This is a genomic window from Bacillus sp. Bwzl_19 (genome assembly GCF_054900515.1).
In genome coordinates this window covers 323882-348605 of the sequence record NZ_CM142729.1, presented here as the reverse complement: position 1 = coordinate 348605, position 24724 = coordinate 323882, and the positions used below count along the sequence as shown (strand labels likewise).

General features: G+C 50.8%; 6 protein-coding genes. 3 read left to right on the top strand and 3 right to left on the bottom strand.

Features of this window, described 5'->3' with window-relative positions:
• Positions 1 to 11 precede the first annotated feature (11 nt).
• The 3 genes from srfAB to ACW5MY_RS01775 form a co-directional block, all read right to left on the bottom strand.
• Complete coding sequence (gene srfAB / locus ACW5MY_RS01785) at positions 12 to 10772, bottom strand: surfactin non-ribosomal peptide synthetase SrfAB (protein WP_462061658.1); 10761 nt, start codon at positions 10770 to 10772, stop codon at positions 12 to 14.
• Between the two features lie 21 nt (positions 10773 to 10793).
• Complete coding sequence (gene srfAA / locus ACW5MY_RS01780; protein WP_462061657.1) at positions 10794 to 21548, bottom strand: surfactin non-ribosomal peptide synthetase SrfAA; 10755 nt, start codon at positions 21546 to 21548, stop codon at positions 10794 to 10796.
• A 589-nt stretch (positions 21549 to 22137) separates the two neighbouring features.
• Positions 22138 to 22500, bottom strand: a complete 363-nt coding sequence (locus ACW5MY_RS01775) for a winged helix-turn-helix transcriptional regulator (RefSeq protein WP_013350971.1) — start codon at positions 22498 to 22500, stop codon at positions 22138 to 22140.
• A 231-nt stretch (positions 22501 to 22731) separates the two neighbouring features.
• Here ACW5MY_RS01775 and hxlA point away from each other — a divergent pair, with 231 nt between their 5' ends.
• The 3 genes from hxlA to ACW5MY_RS01760 all read left to right on the top strand — a co-directional run bounded on the left by hxlA (position 22732) and on the right by ACW5MY_RS01760 (position 24709).
• Positions 22732 to 23367, top strand: coding sequence for a 3-hexulose-6-phosphate synthase (hxlA, locus tag ACW5MY_RS01770; protein WP_013350970.1), 636 nt, complete (start codon positions 22732 to 22734; stop codon positions 23365 to 23367).
• Positions 23364 to 23921, top strand: a complete 558-nt coding sequence (gene hxlB / locus ACW5MY_RS01765; protein WP_013350969.1) for a 6-phospho-3-hexuloisomerase — start codon at positions 23364 to 23366, stop codon at positions 23919 to 23921. Before hxlA ends, hxlB begins: the two co-directional genes overlap by 4 nt.
• 350 nt (positions 23922 to 24271) lie before the next feature.
• Positions 24272 to 24709: a NucA/NucB deoxyribonuclease domain-containing protein gene (locus tag ACW5MY_RS01760; RefSeq protein ID WP_013350968.1), complete on the top strand. Its 438-nt coding sequence runs from the start codon at positions 24272 to 24274 to the stop codon at positions 24707 to 24709.
• The last annotated feature ends 15 nt before the right edge of the window (positions 24710 to 24724 follow it).

Below are 24724 nucleotides of genomic sequence, written 5' to 3'. Positions count from 1 at the left end.
ATCTGTTTTTATCACGTTAAATTCTCCTCAAGCATGTCAAAGATGTCTCCCATTTCATCCATCTCAAGATCCTTCGCGCTGAAATCGCTCGGCGTAAATTCTTTCTCCTCTTTGGCCGTGCAATGGCGGATGATCATTAAGAGATTGTCTTTAAATCGTTCTATCTGTGTTTCAACGGTGCTTCTTTCATATTCCTCCTGATTGTATGAGCAGGAAATGACGAAGCGGCCGCCGGTGATCATACCGCTGAAGCTCAATGCGTATAACGCTTCTGACTCTTCGCTGACCTGACGTCCCATATCATATGGAGACGGCTCAAACCATTCGGTTTTCACCTCATTGTCAAACTGCCCTAAGTAGTTAAAACTGATTTCTGGCGTGAAACTTCTTTCTGTTTCATCTGGTGACAGATATCGAAGAATTCCGTAGCCGACGCCTTTATCAGGAACGCGCCTCACCGTCTCTTTTACCGTTTTAATGACAGAGGAGACGCCGTCCTCCTTGCTGACCTGCAGAATCAGAGGATATTGGGCCGTAAACCAGCCGACCGTACGTGAAATATTGACATTCGGTATGATTTCTTCCCGGCCGTGCCCTTCTAAGTTGATGCCGACTTTACCGTTTTCCGTCCATTCACCGATCGTTAAGCCGAGCGCGCTGAGCAGAATGTCGTTGATTTCCGTTCCGTACGGATGGTGAACATCCGTGAGCAGCTGTGCCGTTTCTTCCTCAGTCAGTTCACATTTCACGGCCGCCGTATGCTTGACGAGCCGTTTTTTCGTATCACGGTCTTTCGGCAGCCGCGGCAGCTGTTCCGCATCTGCCCGCGCCCAATAATCCGCCTGCTTCTTCAGCTCATCTGACTGCGCAAACGTGTGCAGCGCCTCCGCCCAATCTTTGAAGGAGTGGGTTTTCTGCGGGAAAACGATGCTGTTTTGCTGCTGTGCCTGTTTATAGCCTGAAGCAAAATCCTCAAGCAGAATTCTCCACGACACCCCGTCCACGACGAGATGGTGAATCGCGATTAAAAGGTGATCGCCTTGTTCTGTCCGGTATTGCTCTGCTTTTAGCAGCGGACCGTTCCGCAGATCAAGACTGCCCTGAAGATGATCGGCAAGCCGCTGGATCTGGCTTTTCAGCATATCCTCGTCAGTTCCAAACAGGTCAACGATTTCAAAGCTTGTCTTGCATTCACTGACAGGCAGGTATGTCTGAATGACGCCTTCCCTTTCTTCACGGTAGACCATGCGAAGTGCATCGTGATGTTCGATCAATGCTTGCAGCGTTTTTTCCACCAGTACCGGATCAAAGCCGTCTTTCGCATGAAGCATAACGGACTGGTTCCAGTGGTGTTTGTCCGTAAAGTTTTTCTCAAAGAACCAGCGCTGGATCGGCGTTAAGTCCGCTTCGCCTTCGACAGGGCCCTGGTCGGCCTGCTTGCCTTCCGTCCGCTCCACATAGGAGACGAGTTCTTCGATGGTCGGGTGCTGGAAGAGATCCTTCATCTCCAGCTTGTAGCCGTGCTGGTTCAGGCGGCTCGCCATTTGAATGCCTTTGATCGAGTCGCCGCCGAGCGTGAAGAAATTATCGCTTACGCCGATCTGTTCAAGGCCGAGCACTTCCTGCCAAATGTCAGAAAGCAGCGTCTCCATTTCCGTTTCCGGCGCTTTGTACGCGGCGCTTCCCGCTTCAATGTCCGGCGACGGCAGGGCTTTTTTGTCAATCTTTCCGTTTGCGGTGACCGGAAGCTCGTCCATCTCCACCCAGAACGCCGGCACCATGTAGTCAGGAAGGGTATCTTTCAACGCCGCTTTGAGCGCTTCGATGTCCGTCTGCTGAGGCGCGACATAGGCGCAAAGCGCGGTATTGCCCGCTTTGTCTTCCACCGCTGTCACGGCTGCGTCATGAACTCCCGCAAGCTGGGCGAGGCGGACTTCAATTTCTGAAAGCTCGATCCGGTAGCCGCGCACTTTGACCTGCTGGTCGATGCGGCCGATGTATTCGATGCCGCACTGCGTGTTCCATTTGACGAGGTCGCCGGTCCGGTACATGCGCTCGCCGGGCACAAACGGATCGGCGGTAAACCGCTTCGCCGTTTCTTCTTCACGGTTCAGGTATCCGCGCGCAAGCCCGCGGCCTGCCACGCACAATTCACCGGCAATGCCTTCCGGCTGCACCTGATCGCCGTCGCCGAGAATATAAGCTCTCGTATTGGCAATCGCCCGTCCGATTGAAAGCGAATCTTCCTCCGGATTGATCACGCCGCTTGTTGCGACGACGGTGTTTTCCGTCGGGCCGTAGTTGTTGACGATCGTGTACGGCTGTTTCACCGCCCGCTTCAGCTTGTCGCCTCCGACGAGAAGCATGCGGAGAGAGCTATTTTCCAGCTCCATAAACTGTTCGGCCAGCTGCGTCGGCAGGAAGGTGATCGTCACGCCGTGCTCTTGGAAATAGTGATTTAAGCGGGTGATATCCAGCCGGATCGCTTCGTCAATGACGTGAAGCTCCGCGCCGATGGTCCATGTCGGGAACATCTCCCAGATGGAGGCGTCAAAACCGAAGCCCGCGTATTTGGCGCTCTTATCGTCCGCCGTCATGGCGAATGCGTCGTGGTGCCAGAAGCACAGATTCACGAGCGCATGGTGTTCGACCATGACACCCTTCGGCTGTCCGGTCGTTCCCGACGTGTAAATCATATACGCGAGGTGATCCGCCGTTGTTTCCGTCTGCGGGTTCGCTTCATCATTTTCATCAAGCGGCAGGCTCAGAATCGAGCGGCTGCCGTCAAGCAGAATCGTTTCTCCGGTGTAGCCATCCGGCACATCGAGCGCTTCCTGCGTGAGAAGCAGCTTGGCGCCGCTGTCCTGCAGAATGTAGCTGATACGTTCTTCCGGATAGTCCGGATCAATCGGCACAAATGCCGCTCCCGCTTTCAGGACGCCGAGTACGCCCGCGGCCATTTCCAAGGACGGTTTCGTCAAAATGCCGATCCGTTCGTCAGCCGTGGCACCGCAATCCATGAGAATGCGCGCAATGCGGTTCGCCCTTGCGTTCAGCTCGCCGTACATCCATTTCACGCCGTTGTACGCCACGGCCGGACGGTCTGTGTGGCGGGCAGCCGTTTCTTCAAAGAGACGGTAAACCGTTTTGTCCCGCGGCACGGAAAGCGTTTTTCCTTTCCATGCGTTAAGAAGGGCTTGTTGTTCAGCATCGCTGATCAGTGAAAGCTCAGGCAGCTTTCTGTCAGGGCTTTCTGCCGCTTCCTTCAGAATTCGCAGGAAGCCGGCGCTCCACTTTTCAATTGTTTCTTTCTTAAACAGATCAGTCGCATATTCAAACTGAAGACCGAGGCCTTCTTGATCCGTAAAGCCGCCAAGCGTCAGATCGAATTTCGCCGTGCCTTGGTTCGACTCATACGGGGTAATGCGCAGGTTCTCCAGTTCCAGCGTTTCTTTATCCGGATCTTCTGTCGTCACCATAACCTGGAACAACGGGTTTCGGCTCATATCTCTCGGCAGGTCAAGCTTTCCGATCAGATCCTCAAACGGATATTCCTGATGCGCCAGCGCATCGAGATTGGTTTGTTTCACCCGTTCGAGCAGTTCGGCGAAGGTCTGCTCTTTGCGCGTTTCATTGCGAAGCGCAAGCGTATTGACAAACATGCCCGGCATTTGCTGAACTTCGGCGCTCGTTCTTCCGGCGGTCACCGAGCCGATAATAATATCGCGCTGCCCCGTGATTTTGCTCAAAAAGACATGGAACGCGGCGTGAAGCACCATGTGAAGAGTCGCTCCCGATGCATCCATTAATTCACGCACCGCTTTTTCTGTTTCAACCCCCGCTCTGAAGCGGACGGATTGTCCTTTAAAGCTTTGAACCGCAGGACGAGGAAAATCGGTCGGCAGATTCAGTTCAGGAAGCTCGCCGGAAAACGCAGAGAGCCAATAACGCTCATGCTCTTTCATCCGTTCGGCCTGCTCAGGTTCATTCTGCCAGACGGCGAAATCTTTATAATGCAGGTTCGGCGCCGGCAGACTTCCGCCTTTGTAAAGATGGGCAAGCTCTTTGACCAGCATGCTTCTGGACACGCCGTCGGCAATAATATGATGCATATCCAAGAGCAGCAGGTGTTTCTTTTCATTCAATCTGACAAGAGCGGCCCGAATGAGCGGAGCCGCACTCAGATCAAACGGCTTAATGAATGCCCAAATGATAAGATCGGCTTTCTCTTCATCAGCTGCTTCAAGGACGTGCAGCTCGATGTCTGCCTGTTCTGCGATCCGCTGCATCGGCCGGCCTTTTTGATCGATAAAAGACGTCCGCAAAGATTCGTGGCGATTGATCATCTGATTGAGCGCTTCCTGAAGCCTTGAAATATTGACTTCTCCTTCCATCAAAAGAACGGACGGCATGTTGTAGCTGATTGTGTCCCGGTCAAGCTGGTTCAGGACGTACATTCGTTTTTGGGCGGATGATAACGGGTACACGTCAGCCGCTCCGGCTGGCCGGATCATCCGATATCCCTCAGATACCGCCGATTTTTCGATATATACGGCAAGCTGGCGGACAGTCGGCTGTTCGAACAGCGCTTTTAACGGAACCGTTTTGTCCAGTTCAGCCTGAATATTGGCGAGAAGCATCATGCCTTTTAAAGAGTGCCCGCCGTAATCGAAGAAATTATCGTCGATGCCGAGAGAATCCGCACCGAGTGTCTTTTGCCAAATGCGGCACAGCTTCTCTTCCAGCTCCGTTTCCGGCAAGGCTGAAGCCGCTTGCGCCGTTTGGCTTGCGCCCGGTTTCGGAAGAGCGTTTTTATCCGTTTTTCCGTTGGCTGTGAGCGGAATATGGTCAACCTGCACGAAATAGGCCGGAAGCATATGAGACGGGAGTGTTTCGGAAAGCCGTTTGCGAAGCTCGGAGCCTTTCAGGTCGCTGTCGGACTTATAGTACGCGCACAGTTCCGGCAGCCCGCCTTCGCTGACCGCGAGAACGACCGCCTCCTGAATGCCGTTTATGCTTAACAGTACGGTTTCAACCTCTTTTAATTCAATGCGGTAGCCCCGGATTTTCACCTGGTCATCCGCACGGCCGATAAATTCAATCGTCCCGTCAGAAAGCCTGCGGACGACATCTCCCGTTTTGTACATCAGGCTGCCCGGTGAAAAAGGATTGGGGAGAAACTTCTCAGCCGTCAGTTGCGGACGGTGGAGATATCCTCTGGCAAGCCCCTTTCCGGTGATATAAAGCTCACCGCTTGCGCCCGAAGGAACAAGCTGCATTGATCCGTCCAGCACAAGCGCACCGGTATTTGCGATCGGGCGGCCGATGACGGGGCGCTGCTCATATTGATCAAGCCGCTCCATATTGATCCGCCCGGCAATGGCGCCGATCGTCGTTTCCGTCGGCCCGTAGTGATTGATGAAATCCGTATGGGCGTATACGTCATGAAACTTGCGGACATCGGACGTAATGATTTTTTCACCGCCGAGCACCACTAAACGAAGCGGGCTGAAACGGAGTTCTTCCGCAAAACGGGCTGTATTGACGATCATATGGAACAATGACGGCGTCAGCTTCATATACGTAATGCCGTTTTTCTCTATATACTCACCAAGCTGATCAGGCGCGGTGTACGTCTCTTTCGGCACAATGTGCAGCTCGCCTCCCGCCTGAAGGATCGGGAACAGGGCCGTGTATCCGAGATCAAATGCGTAGGAAGACAGCAGCACGGATTTGTCAGCTTCGGTCAGACCGGCTTCACGGCTGAACCATGTGACATAATTGACCAGATTGCGATGCTCCAGCTGGACGCCTTTCGGTTTGCCCGTTGTTCCCGAGGTATAAATGATATAAGCAAGCTGACCGGCGCCGGGCTCCGTTTCGAGCCGATCGGCGCTTTCATTCCGCCATTCTCCGTCTTCCATTACGACCGTTTTTCCGTTATAAACGGCAGCCGCGGTCATATTTCTCTCATTGACAACGAGAAGCTTCGTCCCGCTGTCTTCCAGAGAGTAGCGGATTCTCTCTTCAGGCGTTTCCGGATCAATCGGGAGAAACGCAGCCCCGGCTTTCATGACGCCGAGAATCGCGGTAATTAAGTCAGCCGAACGATCCATCATAATGGCAACGATGTCCTCACTGCCCGCTCCGCAGGACTGTAGGTGGCGCGCAAACCGGTTCGACTGTTCATCGAGCTCGCGATATGTCAGACTTGTTCCGCCTGCAACCGCCGTGAGATCAGGCGTTTTTTGCGCTTGCCGTTCAAACAGCGAAACAAAAGTGCCTTCAGGCAGGTCCGCTTCCGTACGTTTTTCATCAGAAAGGAGCGCTTCCCGCTCAGAAGCAGACAGCAGACTTGCATCAGCCAGCTGAATATCCGGATTTTCGGCACAGGCTTTAATCAGATTGACAAAATGAGTGCTCCAGCGGCGGATTGTTTCATCCGCAAATAAGGCTTTCGCATAATCAAAGCTCAATCCGACCTCTTCTCCGCGTTCAGCCGCTTCTAAAGAAAGATCAAATTTAGCGACATGATGATGCATGGAATATGAAGAAATCTGCAAATCACCGAGCCGCAGAGACGGGATCTCCATGTTCTGCATATTAAATAACACGCTGAACAGAGGACTCCGGCTTGTATCCCTCGTTAACGGCAGTTTTTCAATTAATTCTTCAAGCGGATAGCTTTGATGCTCAAAAGCTTGCAGACTCGCCGTTTTCACCTCGTCCAGGAATTGCTTGAACGTTTTTTTGCCGGAAGGATGCGACCGAAGCGCAACTGTGTTGACAAACATGCCCGGCACCTCTTGGAGATCAGGATGCTGTCTTCCGGCTGCCGGAGATCCGACTATAATATCTTCCTGTCCTGAATATTTGGAGAGCAGCACTTGAAAAGCGGCTAACAAGAACATATACATCGTCGTATCCGTATCAGCCAGCAACGTCTTAATCTGCGCCGTCACCTGCTTATCAAGTCCGAAAATGACGCGTTCCCCTTCAAAACTGCGCTCGGCAGGACGCGGGAAATCAAGCGGCAGGTCCAGCACCGGCAGATCGCCTTTGAACCTATCGAGCCAGTAAGCTTCGTGCTGATCGAGATTTGCTTTTTCACGCTGCCAGACTGAAAAATCTTTATAATGGATCTTTGGCGGCGCAAGCTCCGTGCCTTGATAAAGCTTCGCCAGATCACCGATGAAAATGCCCATTGAGCTGCCGTCCGTAATAATGTGGTGCATGTCAATCAGCAGAAGATAGCGATCTTCTTCAATCCGGATCAGCTTCGAACGGACGAGCGGCGCACGATTGAGCGCAAACGGTCTGATAAAGGCTTTTGTCAGCTCTTCCGCATCTTCTTCCCGTACCTCTGCGGTTTCCAGCTCAAATGATACATTTTTATGAATGGTCTGCACGACTTCTCCATCCGCCATGTCAAACGATGTACGCAGTGTCTCATGCCGATTGATTAATGCCTGCATGGCCCCCTCAAGACGGTTTTTGTCTACCGATCCCTCCAGCAAAAGTACAGCAGGGACGTTGTAGCTCGTGCTGGCCTGCCCAAGCTGATTGAGGATATACATCCTGCGTTGTGCTGAGGAAACAGGATAATGCTTCTGATAAGGCGCTTGTCGGATCGGTTCAAACTGCTGCTCCTCCTCGCTCTCATGCTGCAAATAATGCGCAAGCTCCTGGATTGTCGGCTTTTCAAATAACACTTTGATTGGCACTTCTTTTTGAAAATGCTCCTGGATTTTAGCGGTCATCATCATGGCTTTTAAAGAATGTCCGCCAATCGTGAAGAAATTGTCAGTCACACCCGCTTTTACCCCAAGAATGCCTTCCCAAATGTCCGCGAGTTTCTGCTCCGCTTCCGTTTTCGGCGCTTCGTATTCTTTTTGAACGGCTTCAGTCTGCGGCTCAGGCAGCGCCTTTTTATCAATTTTTCCGTTCGCCGTCAGCGGAAACTGATTCATCTGGATGAAGTGCGCGGGAATCATGTATTCAGGAAGTGATTCCGAAAGCGCTTTGCGCAAGTCTTCCGGCGAAAGGGCTTGGTCTGCTGTAAAGTAAGCGCAGATTTCATTTTCGTCCGCTTTGTTTTTCCGAATCACAGCGGCAGATTCCGTCACATTCTCCGCCTGGCTGATTTTCGCCTCGATTTCGCCGAGCTCGATTCTGAAACCGCGGACTTTTACTTGATTGTCAATTCTGCCGAGAAACTCGATCGTGCCGTCCGGAAGCCACTTCGCCAAGTCGCCCGTCCGGTATATCATTTCATCCGGTCTGAATGGATCACAGACAAATTGTTTCTCCGTTAATTCAGGCAGATTCACATAGCCTCTTGCCACTCCGCTTCCGCCGACGCACAGCTCACCGGGTGCGCCGATCGGCTGAAGATTGCGGTTTTCGTCCATAATGTATGCAGTGGAATTTCCGATCGGCTTACCGATCGGGACAGAACCTTCATAGTCCTGATCAATGAGAAAACTGGTCGAAAACGTCGTATTTTCCGTCGGGCCGTAGCCGTTCCAAAGCGAGAGCTCCGGTGACGCCTTTCTTACTTTGCTGACGATATGCGGTACAAGCGCGTCCCCGCCGATGATGAGGTGCCGGAGCGTGTTAAACATACCGGCATCCTTTTGGGCAAGCTGGTTAAACAGCGGAGATGTCAGCCACATTGTCGTGATCCGCTGCTCTTTAAGAAATTGAGCGAATTGTCCGGCGTCAAGCAGCGTCTCTTTTTTAACCGGGTGCAGCGAAGCTCCGTTCAGCAATGCACCGAAAACTTCAAAGGTTCCGGCATCAAAGCTGACGGCTCCCGTTTGCGCCATCCGGTCTTCTTCATGAACCGGCACGTAATTCGAATGTTTGACGAGCCTGATGATATTTCTGTGTTCAATCATGACGCCTTTCGGTTTGCCGGTCGATCCGGATGTATACATGATATACGCCAGATCGTTTCCGCCTGAAGGGAGATTCAGGTCTGTTCCGCTTACCTTTTCATCCGTGCTTTCGTCCAGCATGATGACCGGAACTTGCAATGTGCCCGCTTGTTCTTGATAAGCCTGAACCGTCAGCACGAGCTGAATCGAGCTGTCTTCCGCCATGAAGCGGAGACGGTCCTCCGGAAATGCCGGATCAATCGGCACATATGCGCCCCCTGCTTTTAAGACGGCAAGCATTCCGATAACGGTTTCCGCAGACCGGTCATTCATAATAGCTGCGGTCCGGCCTTTTTCCAGTCCGTTCCCGACAAGATGTCTCGCCAGACGGTTGGCCGCTTCGTTTACTTCGCGGTAAGTCCACTCGTGTCCATCTTCTTTTATCGCGATGCTTGCAGGCGTCCGGTTTGCTTGTGCTTCAAACAAACGGTGAACGGCCTCCTCTTTTGGAAGCTCCGTTTTCGTATCATTGAATATTTCAACAATCTGCCGTTCTTCCTCGCCTGAAACAAGGCCGAGATCCCGCACGGGGGCATCAGGCGTTCCGACCGCCGCTTTCATCATGCGCGTCAGATGATGCGCCGTTCGTTCGATGGCATCATGAGCGAAAGCCGCCCCGTTGTATTTGATTTTGACAGTCCACGTTTTTCCCGGATAAACGATGAGATTGAAATCAAAGCTCGTCTGCTCAAAAGCATGTTCCACTTTTATGGAAAATCCGAGTCTTTCCTCCATGCCCCCGTTTTCGAGCTCTTTGTCCAGCGGATAATTTTCAAACGCGACCAAATGATTCCAGAGGCTGCCGTCCAGAGCGGAGCGCTTTTGAATGTCATAGAGCGGCACATAATCATAGCGCTCAGCTTCCACTGCGTTTTTCTGAACTGCCGTCATCACGTCAGAAAAGGATGCTTCTTTGTCAATCTTGATTCTGACGGGAATCGTATTGATGAACAGCCCGGCCATTGTTTCAATGCCGTTGATTTCTGAAGGACGGCCTGATACGACAGTTCCGAACACTACATCGTCTGTATAGTTGTATTTGCTGAGCACCGCGCCCCAAACGGCCTGAAACAAGTTAGGCCCCGTGACTTGATGCCGGTTGGCGGTCTGCTGAATTTGCGCGACCAGCTCTTCATCCCAGACAAAAGAATATTCTTCATTTTGGTAGCCTTTCTTTTCTGATGCCAGACGGCCCGGGAGCAGACTCGGCTGTTCGAAATCCGCCAAGCGGCTGCTCCAATATTGTTCCGCCTCATCATAATCCCGTCCTCCGAGCCATTTGATATAGTCAGAGTAAGGCTTGCCCTGGCTTCCCCCGGCGGGCCGGCCGGCACGAAGCGCTTCATAGTTTTGAAACAGGCTTTTCATCAAAACGCCCATACTCCAGCCGTCCATGACGATATGATGATTGCTCCAGACGAGATACAGCTCCTTCTCACTGAGTCTGAATACCGCCGCTTTAAAGAGAATATCCTTCGCCAGATGAAAACCCTGCTGCTGCACATCGCGTTTATAGCGCTCTATATATTCGGTTTGCCGTTCTTCATCTAATTGACTGATATCTTCATAGTGCACCTTTGTCTTCCGCTCCGCCAATACGACTTGGCGCGGTTTTTGAAGCTGCTGGTGCACGAATACCGTACGCAGGATGTCATATGTCCGGATCAGCTCATTGACGCTTTTTTCAAAAAGCTCAAGCTGAAAGCATCCATGAATCCTAAGCTCTAATTGTGTGAAGTAGGAGGAAGAATGCGGATCAAGCAGCGCATGATACAGCATTCCCTCCTGCATCGGTGTGAGTGCATACACCTTTTGAATCGATTTTTTGCTCATAAGTCACCTCTGCCTTTTCTGTTAAAGAATTTCCATTAATTTATCAAGTTCATCAAGCGTCAGATCATCATCACCAAGATCACTAGGCGTAAGTTCAGGGCCGTCTTGAGACAGGCAATGATCTATGATTTCCAGAAGGTGCCCTTTAAAGCTGTCACTGAACGATTGAATGGTTTTTTCATGAAATTCGAGAGAATGATAGGCAAACGTCATCGTCATCTGCCCATTTTCTATAAATCCGACAATATCAAGCGCATTCGGCTTCTCCGTGTCAGGGCTCAGCGATTGTCCTGACGGCATATCGGACCTTGTAAATAAGCCGGAATCCGACATCTCATTAAACTGTCCTAAGTAGTTAAAGGTGATATCCGGATCAATCTCAAACGACAGATTCTCTTTATGCTCAGGCGCCGTTACATAACGCAGAATACCGTAACCGACTCCCTTGTTCGGGATATGCCTGATGTCTTCTTTCATTTGTTTCAGCTGATATGAAAGATCGTCGGCGTGTTTCATCTCAAGGATCATCGGATACATGCTCGTAAACCACCCGACCGTCCGGGTGATATTCAGGCCGTCAAGAATGTCCTCGCGCCCGTGGCCTTCCAAGTGAACGCCGATCGTGTCTTCACCCGTCCACTCTTTCAGCGCCAGTCCGAGCGCCGTGAGCAGGATGTCGTTCATTTCCGTATGGTAGGCTTCATGTACATTTGTCGTCAGCTGTTCAGTTTGTTCAGCTGTCAGAGAGAAGCTGACCGTTCTTGTATATTTCATGCGCTGATCAGAAGACTGCCTGTCTTTCGGGAGCTGAGTGCATACCTCTTTTTCCTCAAGCTCTTTCCAGTAATCCGCTTCTTTCAGAAACGCCTTCGTATTTGCGTATTCTTTGATTCTCTCAGCAAATTCCGCAAATGAATGTGTTTTCGGCGGCAGCGCCGGTTCATTGCCTTGCTTCAGCTGTGTATAAACGGAAGTGAAGTCCTCCAGTAAAATCCGCCAAGATACACCGTCTACGACTAAGTGATGAATCGCAAGGAGAAGGTGATCTCCGTCTTCCGCCCGGAAGAGCCCGGCCTTCAGCAGAGGTCCTGTTTCCAGTGAAATACTGCTTTGAAGACGATCTGCTTCCCGTTCGATACGGTCTTCATGATCTTCAGCAAGTCCGTTCAGCTCAAAGACGTTCAGTTCAACAGGGGCATCCTCAAGCCCTCTGTAATACGGTTTTTGCTCGCGATAAATCATCCGGAGCGCATCATGATGCGCCGTCAGTACATGTAATGTTTTTTCTGTTACAGCCGGATCAAAGCCGTCTTTCGCATGAAGCATGACGGATTGGTTCCAGTGGTGTTTGTCCGTAAAGTTCTTCTCAAAGAACCAGCGCTGGATCGGCGTTAAGTCCGCTTCGCCTTCGACAGGGCCCTGATCGGCCTGCTTGCCTTCCGTCCGCTCCACATAGGAGACGAGCTCTTCGATGGTCGGGTGCTGGAAGAGATCCTTCATCTCCAGCTTGTAGCCGTGCTGGTTCAGGCGGCTCGCCATTTGGATGCCTTTGATCGAGTCGCCGCCGAGCGTGAAGAAATTATCGCTTACGCCGATCTGTTCAAGGCCGAGCACTTCCTGCCAAATGTCAGAAAGCAGCGTCTCCATTTCCGTTTCCGGCGCTTTGTACGCGGCGCTTCCCGCTTCAATGTCCGGCGACGGCAGGGCTTTTTTGTCAATCTTTCCGTTTGCGGTGACCGGAAGCTCGTCCATCTCCACCCAGAACGCCGGCACCATGTAGTCAGGAAGGGTATCTTTCAACGCCGCTTTGAGCGCTTCGATGTCCGTCTGCTGAGGCGCGACATAGGCGCAAAGCGCGGTATTGCCCGCTTTGTCTTCCACCGCTGTCACGGCTGCGTCATGAACTCCCGCAAGCTGGGCGAGGCGGACTTCAATTTCTGAAAGCTCGATCCGGTAGCCGCGCACTTTGACCTGCTGGTCGATGCGGCCGATGTATTCGATGCCGCACTGCGTGTTCCATTTGACGAGGTCGCCGGTCCGGTACATGCGCTCGCCGGGCACAAACGGATCGGCGGTAAACCGCTTCGCCGTTTCTTCTTCACGGTTCAGGTATCCGCGCGCAAGCCCGCGGCCTGCCACGCACAATTCACCGGCAATGCCTTCCGGCTGCACCTGATCGCCGTCGCCGAGAATATAAGCTCTCGTATTGGCAATCGCCCGTCCGATTGAAAGCGAATCTTCCTCCGGATTGATCACGCCGCTTGTTGCGACGACGGTGTTTTCCGTCGGGCCGTAGTTGTTGACGATCGTGTACGGCTGTTTCACCGCCCGCTTCAGCTTGTCGCCTCCGACGAGAAGCATGCGGAGAGAGCTATTTTCCAGCTCCATAAACTGTTCGGCCAGCTGCGTCGGCAGGAAGGTGATCGTCACGCCGTGCTCTTGGAAATAGTGATTTAAGCGGGTGATATCCAGCCGGATCGCTTCGTCAATGACGTGAAGCTCCGCGCCGATGGTCCATGTCGGGAACATCTCCCAGATGGAGGCGTCAAAACCGAAGCCCGCGTATTTGGCGCTCTTATCGTCCGCCGTCATGGCGAATGCGTCGTGGTGCCAGAAGCACAGATTCACGAGCGCATGGTGTTCGACCATGACACCCTTCGGCTGTCCGGTCGTTCCCGACGTGTAAATCATATAAGCGAGGTGATCCGCCGTTGTTTCTGTCTGCGGGTTCGCTTCATCATTTTCATCAAGCGGCAGGCTCAGAATCGAGCGGCTGCCGTCAAGCAGAATCGTTTCTCCGGTGTAGCCGTCCGGCACATCGAGCGCTTCCTGCGTGAGAAGAAGCTTGGCGCCGCTGTCCTGCAGAATGTAGCTGATACGTTCTTCCGGATAGTCCGGGTCAATCGGCACAAATGCCGCGCCCGCTTTCAGGACGCCGAGTACGCCCGCGGCCATTTCCAAGGACGGTTTCGTCAAAATGCCGATCCGTTCGTCAGCCGTGACACCGCAATCCATGAGGATGCGGGCGATGCGGTTCGCCCTTGCGTTCAGCTCGCCGTACGTCCATTTCACGCCGTTGTATGCCACGGCCGGGCGGTCTGTGTGGCGGGCAGCCGTTTCTTCAAAGAGACGGTGAACCGTTTTGTCCCGCGGCACGGAAAGCGTTTTTCCTTTCCATGCGTTAAGGAGGGCTTGTTTTTCTGTTTCATTCACCAATGAAAGCTCGGAAAGCTTCGCAGCCGGATTTTCCGCTGCGGCTTCTAACAGATGGAGCCAATAATGCTTCCATGTCTCTGCCGTTTCCGGTTTAAACAGCGCGGTGTTATATTCAAGCACAAACGTCAGGCCTCCGTCTGTGTCATCGGCCGTCATTGTCAGATCAAACTTGGCTGTTTTTCTGTCAAACGGATGATGCTTCAGCTCAATTCCTTCCATGACCAGATCTTCCGCATTTGCGTTTTGCATGGAGAATACCGCATCAAACAGCGGATTTCTGCTCGTATCACGCTGCACCTCAACCTTTTGCAGCAGGTCTTCAAGCGGATAATCCTGTGCATCAAATGCACGTAATGCGGTTTGTTTCACTTCTTCAAGATAATCCGCGAAAGTTTTGTCCGCCTCCGGATACGTCCGAAGCGCGAGTGTATTCACAAATACGCCGATGACGTTTGCGAGATCCGCATGTGACCGTCCCGCGACCGGTGAGCCGACAATGATGTCATGCTGTCCGCTCAGTTTTGAGAGAAAAGCGCTGTATGACGCCAGCAGCACCATGTACATGGTAGAACCCGTTTGTTTCGCAAGACTGCGAAGAGCCGACGTCTGCTTCTCCGTCAGAGAAAAGACCAGCTTGTCTCCTTCAAAGGTTTGCACGGCAGGACGGCTGTAATCAGCCGGAAGCGTCAATACCGGAAGCTCGCCGTCAAGCTCCCGAAGCCAATGCTCCTCCTGCTTGCGATACTGCTCTGATTCAATAAATGTCTGCTGCCATACCGCATAGTCTTTATAATGAATCCGCAGTGGCTCAAGCGTTTCGCCGCCATATAAGCGGGACAGTTCATCTATCAGCACGCCTACGGAAGCGCCGTCCGAAATGATATGGTGCATGTCAAACAACAGCAGGTGATCATGTTCAGCCAGCTTGACCAGGCCCGTTCTGACGAGAGGAAGCTGATCCAGGCGGAACGGCCGGATAAAGCTCTGAATAATTTGTTCAGCGTCTTCCTCAGAGGCTTCGTAATATTCCATGTCAATATCAGCTTCGGCCCATATACGCTGAACCGTTTCTCCATCCTTTATGTCAAACGTCGTTCTGAAGGCTTCATGGCGCTCTGTCAGCTGTTTCATGACGGATTTCAGCTTTTCTGCATCAAGCTTTCCTTTTAAACGCAGCACAGACGGCATGTTATAGCTTGTTTCAGCGCCTTCCAGCTGCTGAAGCACGAACATCCGCTTCTGCGGTGAAGAAACCGGATACGTTTCCCGCACGGCAGCAGGCATGATACTCTCAGCCGCCTTCCGTTCAGATCCGGCAATCAGCTTCGCCAGGCCCGCAGCCGTCGGAGAAGTGAACAGATCCTTTAATGTAAGCCGGACGCCGAATGTCTGCTGAATGAGAGCAAGCAGTTTCATCCCCGCTAACGAATGGCCTCCGATCTCAAAGAACTGATCATGGATGCCAACCCGCTCCATTTGCAGCACCTCAGCCCAAATATCCGTTAGTTTTTGTTCTGTTTCATTGCGCGGCGCCGTATATGACACGGCGTTCGCTGCAGTCACATCAGGCATCGGCAGCGCCCGCCTGTCAATTTTTCCGTTTCCTGTAAGAGGCAATTCATCCATTTGAATAAAGACGGCCGGAATCATATAAGCCGGGAGATCCTTCGCCGTATGCTCCCTCAGTTCCCGGGAAGATATTTCTCTAAGGCCGACAAAGTACGCGCAAAGAAGTTTGTCACCCGCGCCCTGGTCTACAGCGAGCACGATGCATTCCTGAACCTGGTCATGACTTTGGAGCTGATGCTCAATTTCGCCAAGCTCAATCCGCTGTCCCCGGATTTTCACCTGATGGTCGATACGTCCGATAAACTCGATATCGCCATTCGGCAGCCATCTGGCCAAGTCGCCCGTTTTATACATCCGTTCACCTTCCTTAAACGGATGTTTTACAAATTTTTCTTCCGTCAGTTCAGGACGGTTGTAGTAGCCTTCTACGAGGCCTTCCCCGCTGACGCACAGTTCTCCCGGGATGCCTGCCGGCTGTATTCGCCCGGCCTTGTTCATGATGAAGATTTCCGTATTGCTGACCGGTTTTCCGATCGGAACGGAGATCGCATCCTCTTCAATGACATCCACTGGATGGTATGTCGCAAATACAGTGCTTTCCGACGGGCCGTACATATGGAGCAGTCTTCCTTTTCCGACTGCCGCAAGCGCCTTCTTGACATGCTCAACAGACGCTCTTTCGCCCCCGAACATGATTTTCCGAAGCGTCGTCAGACAGGACGGCTCCATATCAACAAGCAGGTGGAACAGGGCCGTCGTAATCATCAGAATGCTTACATTCTCCCGTTTGATCACACGGGACAAGCGGGACATGTCCAGCACCGTATCTTTCGGAACGATCACAAGCTTTGCACCGTTTAACAGCGAACCGAACATATCAAACATAAAGGCGTCAAAGACGTAGTTTGACAGTCCGAGCACCGTGTCTTCTTCAGAAACGGTCAAATAGTTCGTGTTTTTTACCGTCCGTAATATGTTGGCATGTGTGACGATGTTTCCTTTCGGCGTTCCCGTCGTGCCTGATGTATAAGTGAGATTCGCAATGGTTTTTGAATCAAACGGCAACGCGAGATTGTGAGAGTCCTTTTCATAGCTCTCCTCATCATCAGCAAGCACGATGACGCCTTGAAAACCGGCTTTTTCCGCAATCGGCTTGAGGCTTCGCTGAGTCAGGAGCACACTCGCCCCGCTGTCACGGAAGAAATGCTGAATCCGCTGAACCGGATGCTCAGGATCAATCGGCACATAGGCGGACCCCGCTTTTAACACAGCCATAATGGAAACAATCATATCCAATGACCGTTCACACAAAACAGCCGCGGTTTTTCCGCTGCCCCCGGCCGAAAGAATATGCCGCGCAAGCCTGTTGGCCCGTTCATTCAGCTGTTGATACGACAGGGTTTCCCCTTCGAACTGAAGAGCCGTCCGGTCCGGGTTCTTTTGAGCCTGTTCTTCAAAGATCTGCACGATCGTTTGATCTTTCGGGTATGCCGTGCGTTCCGGGTTGAACCGCTGTAATTGGTTCAAAGCCTCCCGTTCAGAAAGCAGATCATATTCGCTGATTTTCGCTTCCGGCTGAGCTGCCGCGCTCTCCAGCAGGCGGACATAATGCGTAAGCATACGGTCAGCAGTCGACCGCTTAAACAGCTTCGTGCAATAGTCCAGATCAAGCGCAACGCCTTCTGCCGTCTCCCTGGCCTGCATTGTCAGATCGAACTTGGCGATATTGAAGTTTGTTTCATGAAGAGACAGTGTCAGATTACCGATCTCCGGAATTCCGTCCGAAATATTTTGCAGGCTGAACATCGTATCAAATATCGGGTGCCTGCTCATATCCCGGGGCACATTCAGTTCCTCGGTCAGCCACTCAAACGGATAGTCCTGATGAGAAAACGCGTCCAGCACCTGCTTGCGCACATGGCCTAACAAGCCTGTAAATGTCTGATCCTGCTTCACGGTGCTCCGCAGCGCAAGGGTGTTGACAAACATCCCGATCAACCCCTCAGTATCAGAATGGTGTCTTCCCGCTGACGGTGTCCCTACGATGATGTCTTCCTGTCCTGAATATTTAGAAAGCAGCGTATAATATGCCGATAACAGCACCATGTAAAGGGTGGCTCCGTTTTTCTCGGCAAGCTTTTGCAGCCGTTCCCGCAGCGTTTTCGGCAGCTTGACTGACACGCGGTCACCTTCAAAGCTTTGCACCTGCGGCCGCGGATAATCAGGGAGCAGCTGAAGCACCGGCAGTTCGCCGCTGAAGACTTCCTTCCAGTATGCCCGCTCCTTCTTGTAGCCTTCTTCCGCCCGTTCCGCCTGCCAGACGGCGTAATCTTTATATTGAATGCTCAATTCAGGCAGCTGTTTTCCGCCATAGATGTCTGCAAGTTCCTTCAGCATGATGGAAATAGACACCCCGTCTGAAATAAGGTGGTGCATATCAAACAGCATCATATGGCGATTGTGACCGAGCGTTTGCAGACCGATTCTGAACAGCGGCGCCTCTTCCAGCTCAAAACGGCGCACAAAGTCCTTCATGACCTGCTCATTCGTTCTTCCGCCCGCTTCAATCACTTCAATATGAAATGGAACTTGCTCATGAATCACCTGTCTCGGCGTGCCGTCTTCTGATTGAAACGATGTTCTGAGCGCTTCATGTCTGCTGATTAAGGCAGAAAATGCACGCTCAAGTTTTTCACGATCTAAAGCGCCTTCGATCATGGCTGCCGCCGGCATGTTATACCCGACTCCCGCATCTTCAAATTGGCTCGCGATATAAACCCGCTGCTGAGCGAGAGAAAGCGGATAGCTCGCTTGCTTCTCAGCCGGCTCAATCGTACTGAAAGCCGGTCCTTCGTTTCGGCTTGCCGCATAATCGGCAAGCGCCGCGATTGTCGGATGCTCAAACAAGTACTGCAGCGGAATTTCAACGCCCATTTGCTTATGAATTTTCGTCAGAAGCGTCATTGCCTTTAATGAATGACCGCCTGACTCGAAGAAATGATCATAAATACCCGCCTTGTCCATGCCGAGTACTTCCTGCCAGATGACGGCGAGCGTTTCCTCCGTTTCATTTCTCGGTGAGGCATACTCGGACGAACTGACAGCCTGCACATCAAGCGCGAACAGCTTTTTGCGGTCCGCCTTCCCGCTCGGCGTGAGCGGAATTTTATCCGTTTTTGTAAAGTAAGCAGGCACCATGTAATCAGGAAGGTGTTTGGACACATACTCCCTGTACTCGGCAGGATGAAACTCGGTTCCTTTCTCCTGAACGATATAGGCGCAAACATCCAAGCTGCCCTGCTGATCCGGCCGTGCCAGCACGACGGCCTCCGCCGCGCCCGGAGCTTTTCTGAGCACCGTTTCAATTTCTCCCAGCTCAATGCGGTAGCCGCGGACTTTCACCTGATCATCTTCACGGCCGATATATTCGATTGTGCCGTCCGGCAGCCAGCGTGCCATATCACCCGTACGGTACATGCGGCCGCTCTCACTGAACGGGTCTTGCAAAAACTTCTCTGCAGTCAAATCCGGAAGATTTAAATAGCCGCGGCCTACACCGTCTCCAGCGATATACAGCTCACCGGCCGTACCGTCGGGCTGAAGCCGTTTGTGTTTATCCAATATATACAGCCGGGCATTTCCGAGCGGTTTTCCGATCGGAACGTACGCCGCCTGCTGCATCATTCCGTTATCTGCTGACACCGGGTGCACGGACGCATCTACGCACGTCTCCGTTGGCCCGTAGACATTTGTCAGCCGCGGCGCTCTGCCCGTTTGATGAAAGAGTTGCAGCAGCTGTTCAGCAACAGCTGCAGACAGGCCTTCTCCGCCGATGAGCATGTGGCGCAGTTCAATTCCGCTGACATCTCCCGCCGCAACCATCATCTGCAGATGCGCAGGCGTTCCGTCGGTGGCTTCAATCCGGTTTTGGCGATAATAGTCCAGCAGTGCCGAGCCGTTCGTTACAGTTGTTTTCGGCACGATATAAAGCGTCTGACCCAGAAGAAGTGAGGCAAAAATCTGTTTGACGGACGCATCAAAATGAAACGGAGCCAAAAGCGCCATTCTTAATGTCTGTTCACCGCATTGATATATCTCCTGCTGGAGTGATTGAACCAGATGATGAACTTGCCGGTGTTCAATCATCACGCCTTTCGGCCGCCCCGTTGTGCCGGACGTATAGATAATGTAAGCCAGCCGGTCTGATTGAGTGCCGACACCTTCAGCAGCCGCCTCATACTGAACGGCCTCGTCAAAATCAATCCATTCAGCATCAGTTTCACGCGCCTGTATCCCGGCCTCTGTCAGAACGGCCTTCGCTCCGCTGTCCTCCAATATGTACTGAATCCGATCCGCCGGAAAGTCAGGATCGATCGGCACATATGCGCTGCCCGCTTTCAAAATTCCCAATATTGCCGCAATGACACGTTCAGAACGGCCGAGCAGCACCGCGACAGGAGAGTCCGCTGATATCCCGGCTTTAAGAAGGCGTCCAGCGATACGGTTTGACTGATCATGTAATGTGCGATAGGACAATGTTCGGCCTTCATATACAACCGCGGGTTTGTCAGACAGTGTCTTCGCTTTCTCTTCAAACAGCGCCGGAATCGTCATCTCCTTGCGATAAGCCACCTGATTGCCGGAGGCCCGTTTCAGAAGCATCTCTTTCTCAGAATCCGAAAGAAGAGCGAGCTCATCAATTACGCGATCAGGAGATGAAATCGCATCTTCAATCAGCGTGATCAGACGTTCAGAAACAGATTTAATTTCCTCGGCTTTGAATATGTCACTGCGATAGTCAAAATCAATCGTCAATTTCCCGGTGTCCCATCGTTCCTTCACATGAATCGAAATATCATTTGTTCCGCTTCCGCTGAAGATCGGGTCTGTCAAGAAGGACAGATTCTCTTTTTTCTGCCACTGCATCACCTGATACTCCAGAGATACTGTAAACAATCTGCTCAGCGAACTTTTCGAAGCGCGCAAATCATTGACAAGCAGGTTATACGGATACTTTTGGTGGCGGAGAATTTTCATCAGATCCTTCATCCGGCCTTTGACGAATTCCAAGAACGACTGTCCTCCGTCAACGCTTGTCCGCACAGGCACCGTAGATACGAACATCCCGAGCATTTGCTTTTCCTTCGCATTCGTCCGGTTTCCCATAAACGTACCCGTGACGACGTCATCCCGGCCTGTTACTTTGTAGAGATAAGCGATCAGAGCTGACTGGAACAGAGAAAGAACGCTGACCTTATGCTCCCCGCAGAATGATTGAATCCGGCCGTACAGGTCATGAGGAATTTCTTGAGAAAACCGTTTCGCATCAAGCCCCGCATCTGCCTGGCTCCGTTTTAAAGACACAAGCTCCGGTACGGTCTCAAACTGTCCGTTCCAAAAATCCCGATCCTTTTTGAACCGCTTCGACTGCACATATTCCTGCTCTGTCAGCACGTGCTCGATAAAGGAAGGAATCTCCGCCTCGTTCTCACTTGCTCCGCCCGAAAGCTCCAAATAAATATCGGTAATCGTATTGCCCAGAATCGTCATGGAAATTCCGTCTGAAATAACGTGATGCACATTAACATAGAACCAAACCTCTTTTTCGCTGATGGTGTGCACGGAAAAACGAAACAAATCCTGATCATATAACGCCAGAGGCTTGCTTGCCTCGTCACGCCCCCATTTTGACAGCTCGTCCGCAGAGCAACCGGCTTGCCTGATATCTGTATGCTTGATAGTCAGCGGACGGTATTCGCTCACATATTGAACGGGCTCCCCCTCATCATCAAGCCGAAGACGGATTCTCATCGACTCATGCCGCCGGACGAATTCCTGTATCGCTTTCTCAACGAAATGGGCTTGTACCCCGTCTTCAGAAATGAGTTTCCCGAAGCCGGCAAGGTTTGAAATACTTGTGTGCGGATAGAATTTCTCTGTATACCAGATACGTTTTTGAGCATTTGTTAAAGGATAAAAAGTTATTCCCATATGTGTACGCCTCCCTTTTTAAGATAAAATTGTCAATTCTTCCTTAGAAACAGCCTCCCTCAATGTCCCTAACTCATTCTCAAGCCAAAAGAACCACTTACCTCCAAAACATCCCGATTCAAAACACCGCCGAAATCCGTCATCCATTACTTGTAAAGACCGAAATTTCGGCATCAAATTATGGGAAATCCAGACAAAAGTCAAGATTGTAAGCACGAAAGGTTTACCTATTTCTTCATGAATTTCTATATATCTACTTACGTTCACTTTATATGAAAATATTGTTTTTATCACCGAAAAATGGGTGAAAAGTTTCATGCGGCACACCGAAAAAAATTCCGACAAATCCAGAGGGATTTTTGCGGCATCCCGCAATTTATTTTCAAAAAATATTATTTACGTAAAATTAAAAATCTTTAAACTATAGTATAAAATCTGCCGAATATCCCATTATGGCAGAATGAAAAAAGTTAACATATGTAAGCCGATACAAGAAAAAAAGCGCAAGAACCGAAACAGGAGGTTCAACCGTTCGCAATATGATTTCATTAACCCGCAAAAAAAAGCACTCTATTTTACATAGAGCGCTTCAAAAAGATTCCTTAATTGCAGTTTTATCAATGTTGATTAATTCCATATATTCTTTTCCCCACTTATACATGGCGTCCAGAATCGGCATAAGGCTCTCTCCTTGCGCCGTTAAAGAGTACTCCACTTTCGGAGGGACGACAGGGTAAACTTCCCTGTGAACGATCAGATCCTGCTCCAGCTCCCTGAGCTGATTCACAAGAATTTTGTGCGTAATATCAGGAATTAAAGCTTTCAGCTCATTAAACCGCTTCGTTCCTTCTTTCCCCAAGTGCCACATAATCAGCATTTTCCACTTCCCGCCTATCACGGCAAGCGTCAATTCCTTTTCGCAATTAAACGTCTTCTTATCCATTCGGCTCACGGACAACTCTCCTTCCTCTGACTTTTCGTATGTTCATCATCTATTAATACACACTTACTTTTTCACAGAGCTTTCATCAGTTTATACTACCACGCAGTTTTGCTGAAACAAAGCGCATTGCCTGCGGGGACAGTATCCTCAAGGTAACTATTAGACTTCAAAGTGCGTACTTCTCAACATGCGGGACGCTCTATAGAATGTAAATACATTAAGAAGAGGAGTGGATATAAAGTGGAATTACAGCTCGCATTAGACTTAGTGAATATTCCTGAAGCAATTGAACTTGTGAAAGAGGTCGAACAATATATAGATGTTGTTGAAATCGGCACTCCGGTTGTCATTAATGAAGGACTGAGAGCCGTACAGCAAATGAAGGAGGCCTTTCCTCATCTGAAAGTGCTTGCTGATCTTAAAATCATGGATGCGGGCGGTTACGAGATTATGAAAGCGGCAGAAGCGGGAGCCGACATCATCACCGTTTTAGGGGCAACAGATGACTCAACGATCAAAGGGGCGGTTTCTGAAGCAAAAAAGCAGCAGAAAAAAATCCTCGTCGATATGATTAACGTAAAAGACCTTGAAACACGGGCAACAGAAATTGACCAACTCGGTGTTGATTATATTTGTGTTCACACAGGTTATGATCTTCAAGCAGAAGGAAAAAATTCATTCGGGGAACTGACGGCGATTAAAAAAGCGGTCAAGAACACAAAAACCGCAATTGCCGGAGGCATTAAACTTGATACGCTTCCTGAAGCCATCAAACAAAACCCGGATTTAATCATTGTTGGCGGAGGGATTACGGGCGCTGACGATAAAGCGGATGCTGCTTCAAAAATGAAACAGCTGATCACACAAGGATCATGAAAACGACTGAATACTTACATGACATCCTGAATGAATTATCCCGTACCGCATCATTAATAGCCGACAGTGAAGCTGACAAGCTTGCGGAGCAGATTTTATCGGCAGATCAGATCTTCACATCCGGAGCCGGCCGTTCCGGTTTTATGGCTAAAGCGTTCGCCATGAGGATGATGCATATCGGACTGAACGCTTACATTGTCGGTGAGACGCTTACCCCTCCCCTCCAAGAAGGCGGTCTCGTCATCATCGGCTCCGGCTCAGGAGAAACAAAAAGTCTCCTCCACACAGCCGAAAAAGCCAAAAGCCTTAACGGCATCATCACTGCATTAACGATTAACCCCGCCTCGAGTCTCGGCAAACTTGCGGATCTCACGATAACGATCCCAGGCTCTCCTAAGGAAGAGACAGACGGAGACAGAAAGACGATTCAGCCGATGGGTTCTTTATTCGAACAAACTCTTCTGCTGTTTTATGATGCGGTTATCCTAAAAATCATGGAGAAAAAAGAACTGAATTCGGCAGATATGTTTACAAAACATGCGAATCTGGAATGACATGCTGACGGCCTTCTTATAAGATGGCCGTCTTTTTATCGTTCCGTCGCGCAGAATTACAAACCGTCACGGGGCGGAAACTCGCCGACGAATTACCCTGCCGGTGAGCTTATCGCTATAATAGCCAATTATTCAGACGGCCGCAATCATTCATTTCTGAATAGAGAAACGGCAAAAAACACTTTCTGATCGGTTTTTTATTGGATAAAGCGGATTTGTACGGACGGTTTTACAGATATTCAGCAGAATTGCGGCTGAAAAATATATTTTAACAGCTTTACAGCGGGACGATTCTGCTTTATTCTTGGACCAGCTTCACAGCAATTTAAAACTGGAGGTGATTGATACTCTTGAAAACATTAAAAGCACTGCTGCTTGTTCTTATCATCATTGCCGGAGCAGTCGCGGCCCTGATCAAGGGTGATATTTTCTCAGATAACGAGCAGACCGTTCAGAAGAGTGATTACGACAAGGTAATCCTATTTCCGTCCGATCGATATCCGGAAACAGCAAAGCATATTAAGGACGCGATAAAAGAAGGACATTCCAGCATATGCACCATTGACAGAGACGGAGTACATAAGCGGCGTGAACAATCTCTTAAACATGTGCCTGTAAAAACAGGATACGATAGGGATGAATGGCCGATGGCGGTTTGTAAACAGGGCGGAAATAATGCCTCCGTAGAATATATTTCTCCGGCAGACAACCGCGGAGCCGGCTCTTGGGTCGGACACCAGCTTACCAATGATCCAGACGGAACGAGAGTATTATTTAAAATCAAGTAAAAAACAGGAGGAACA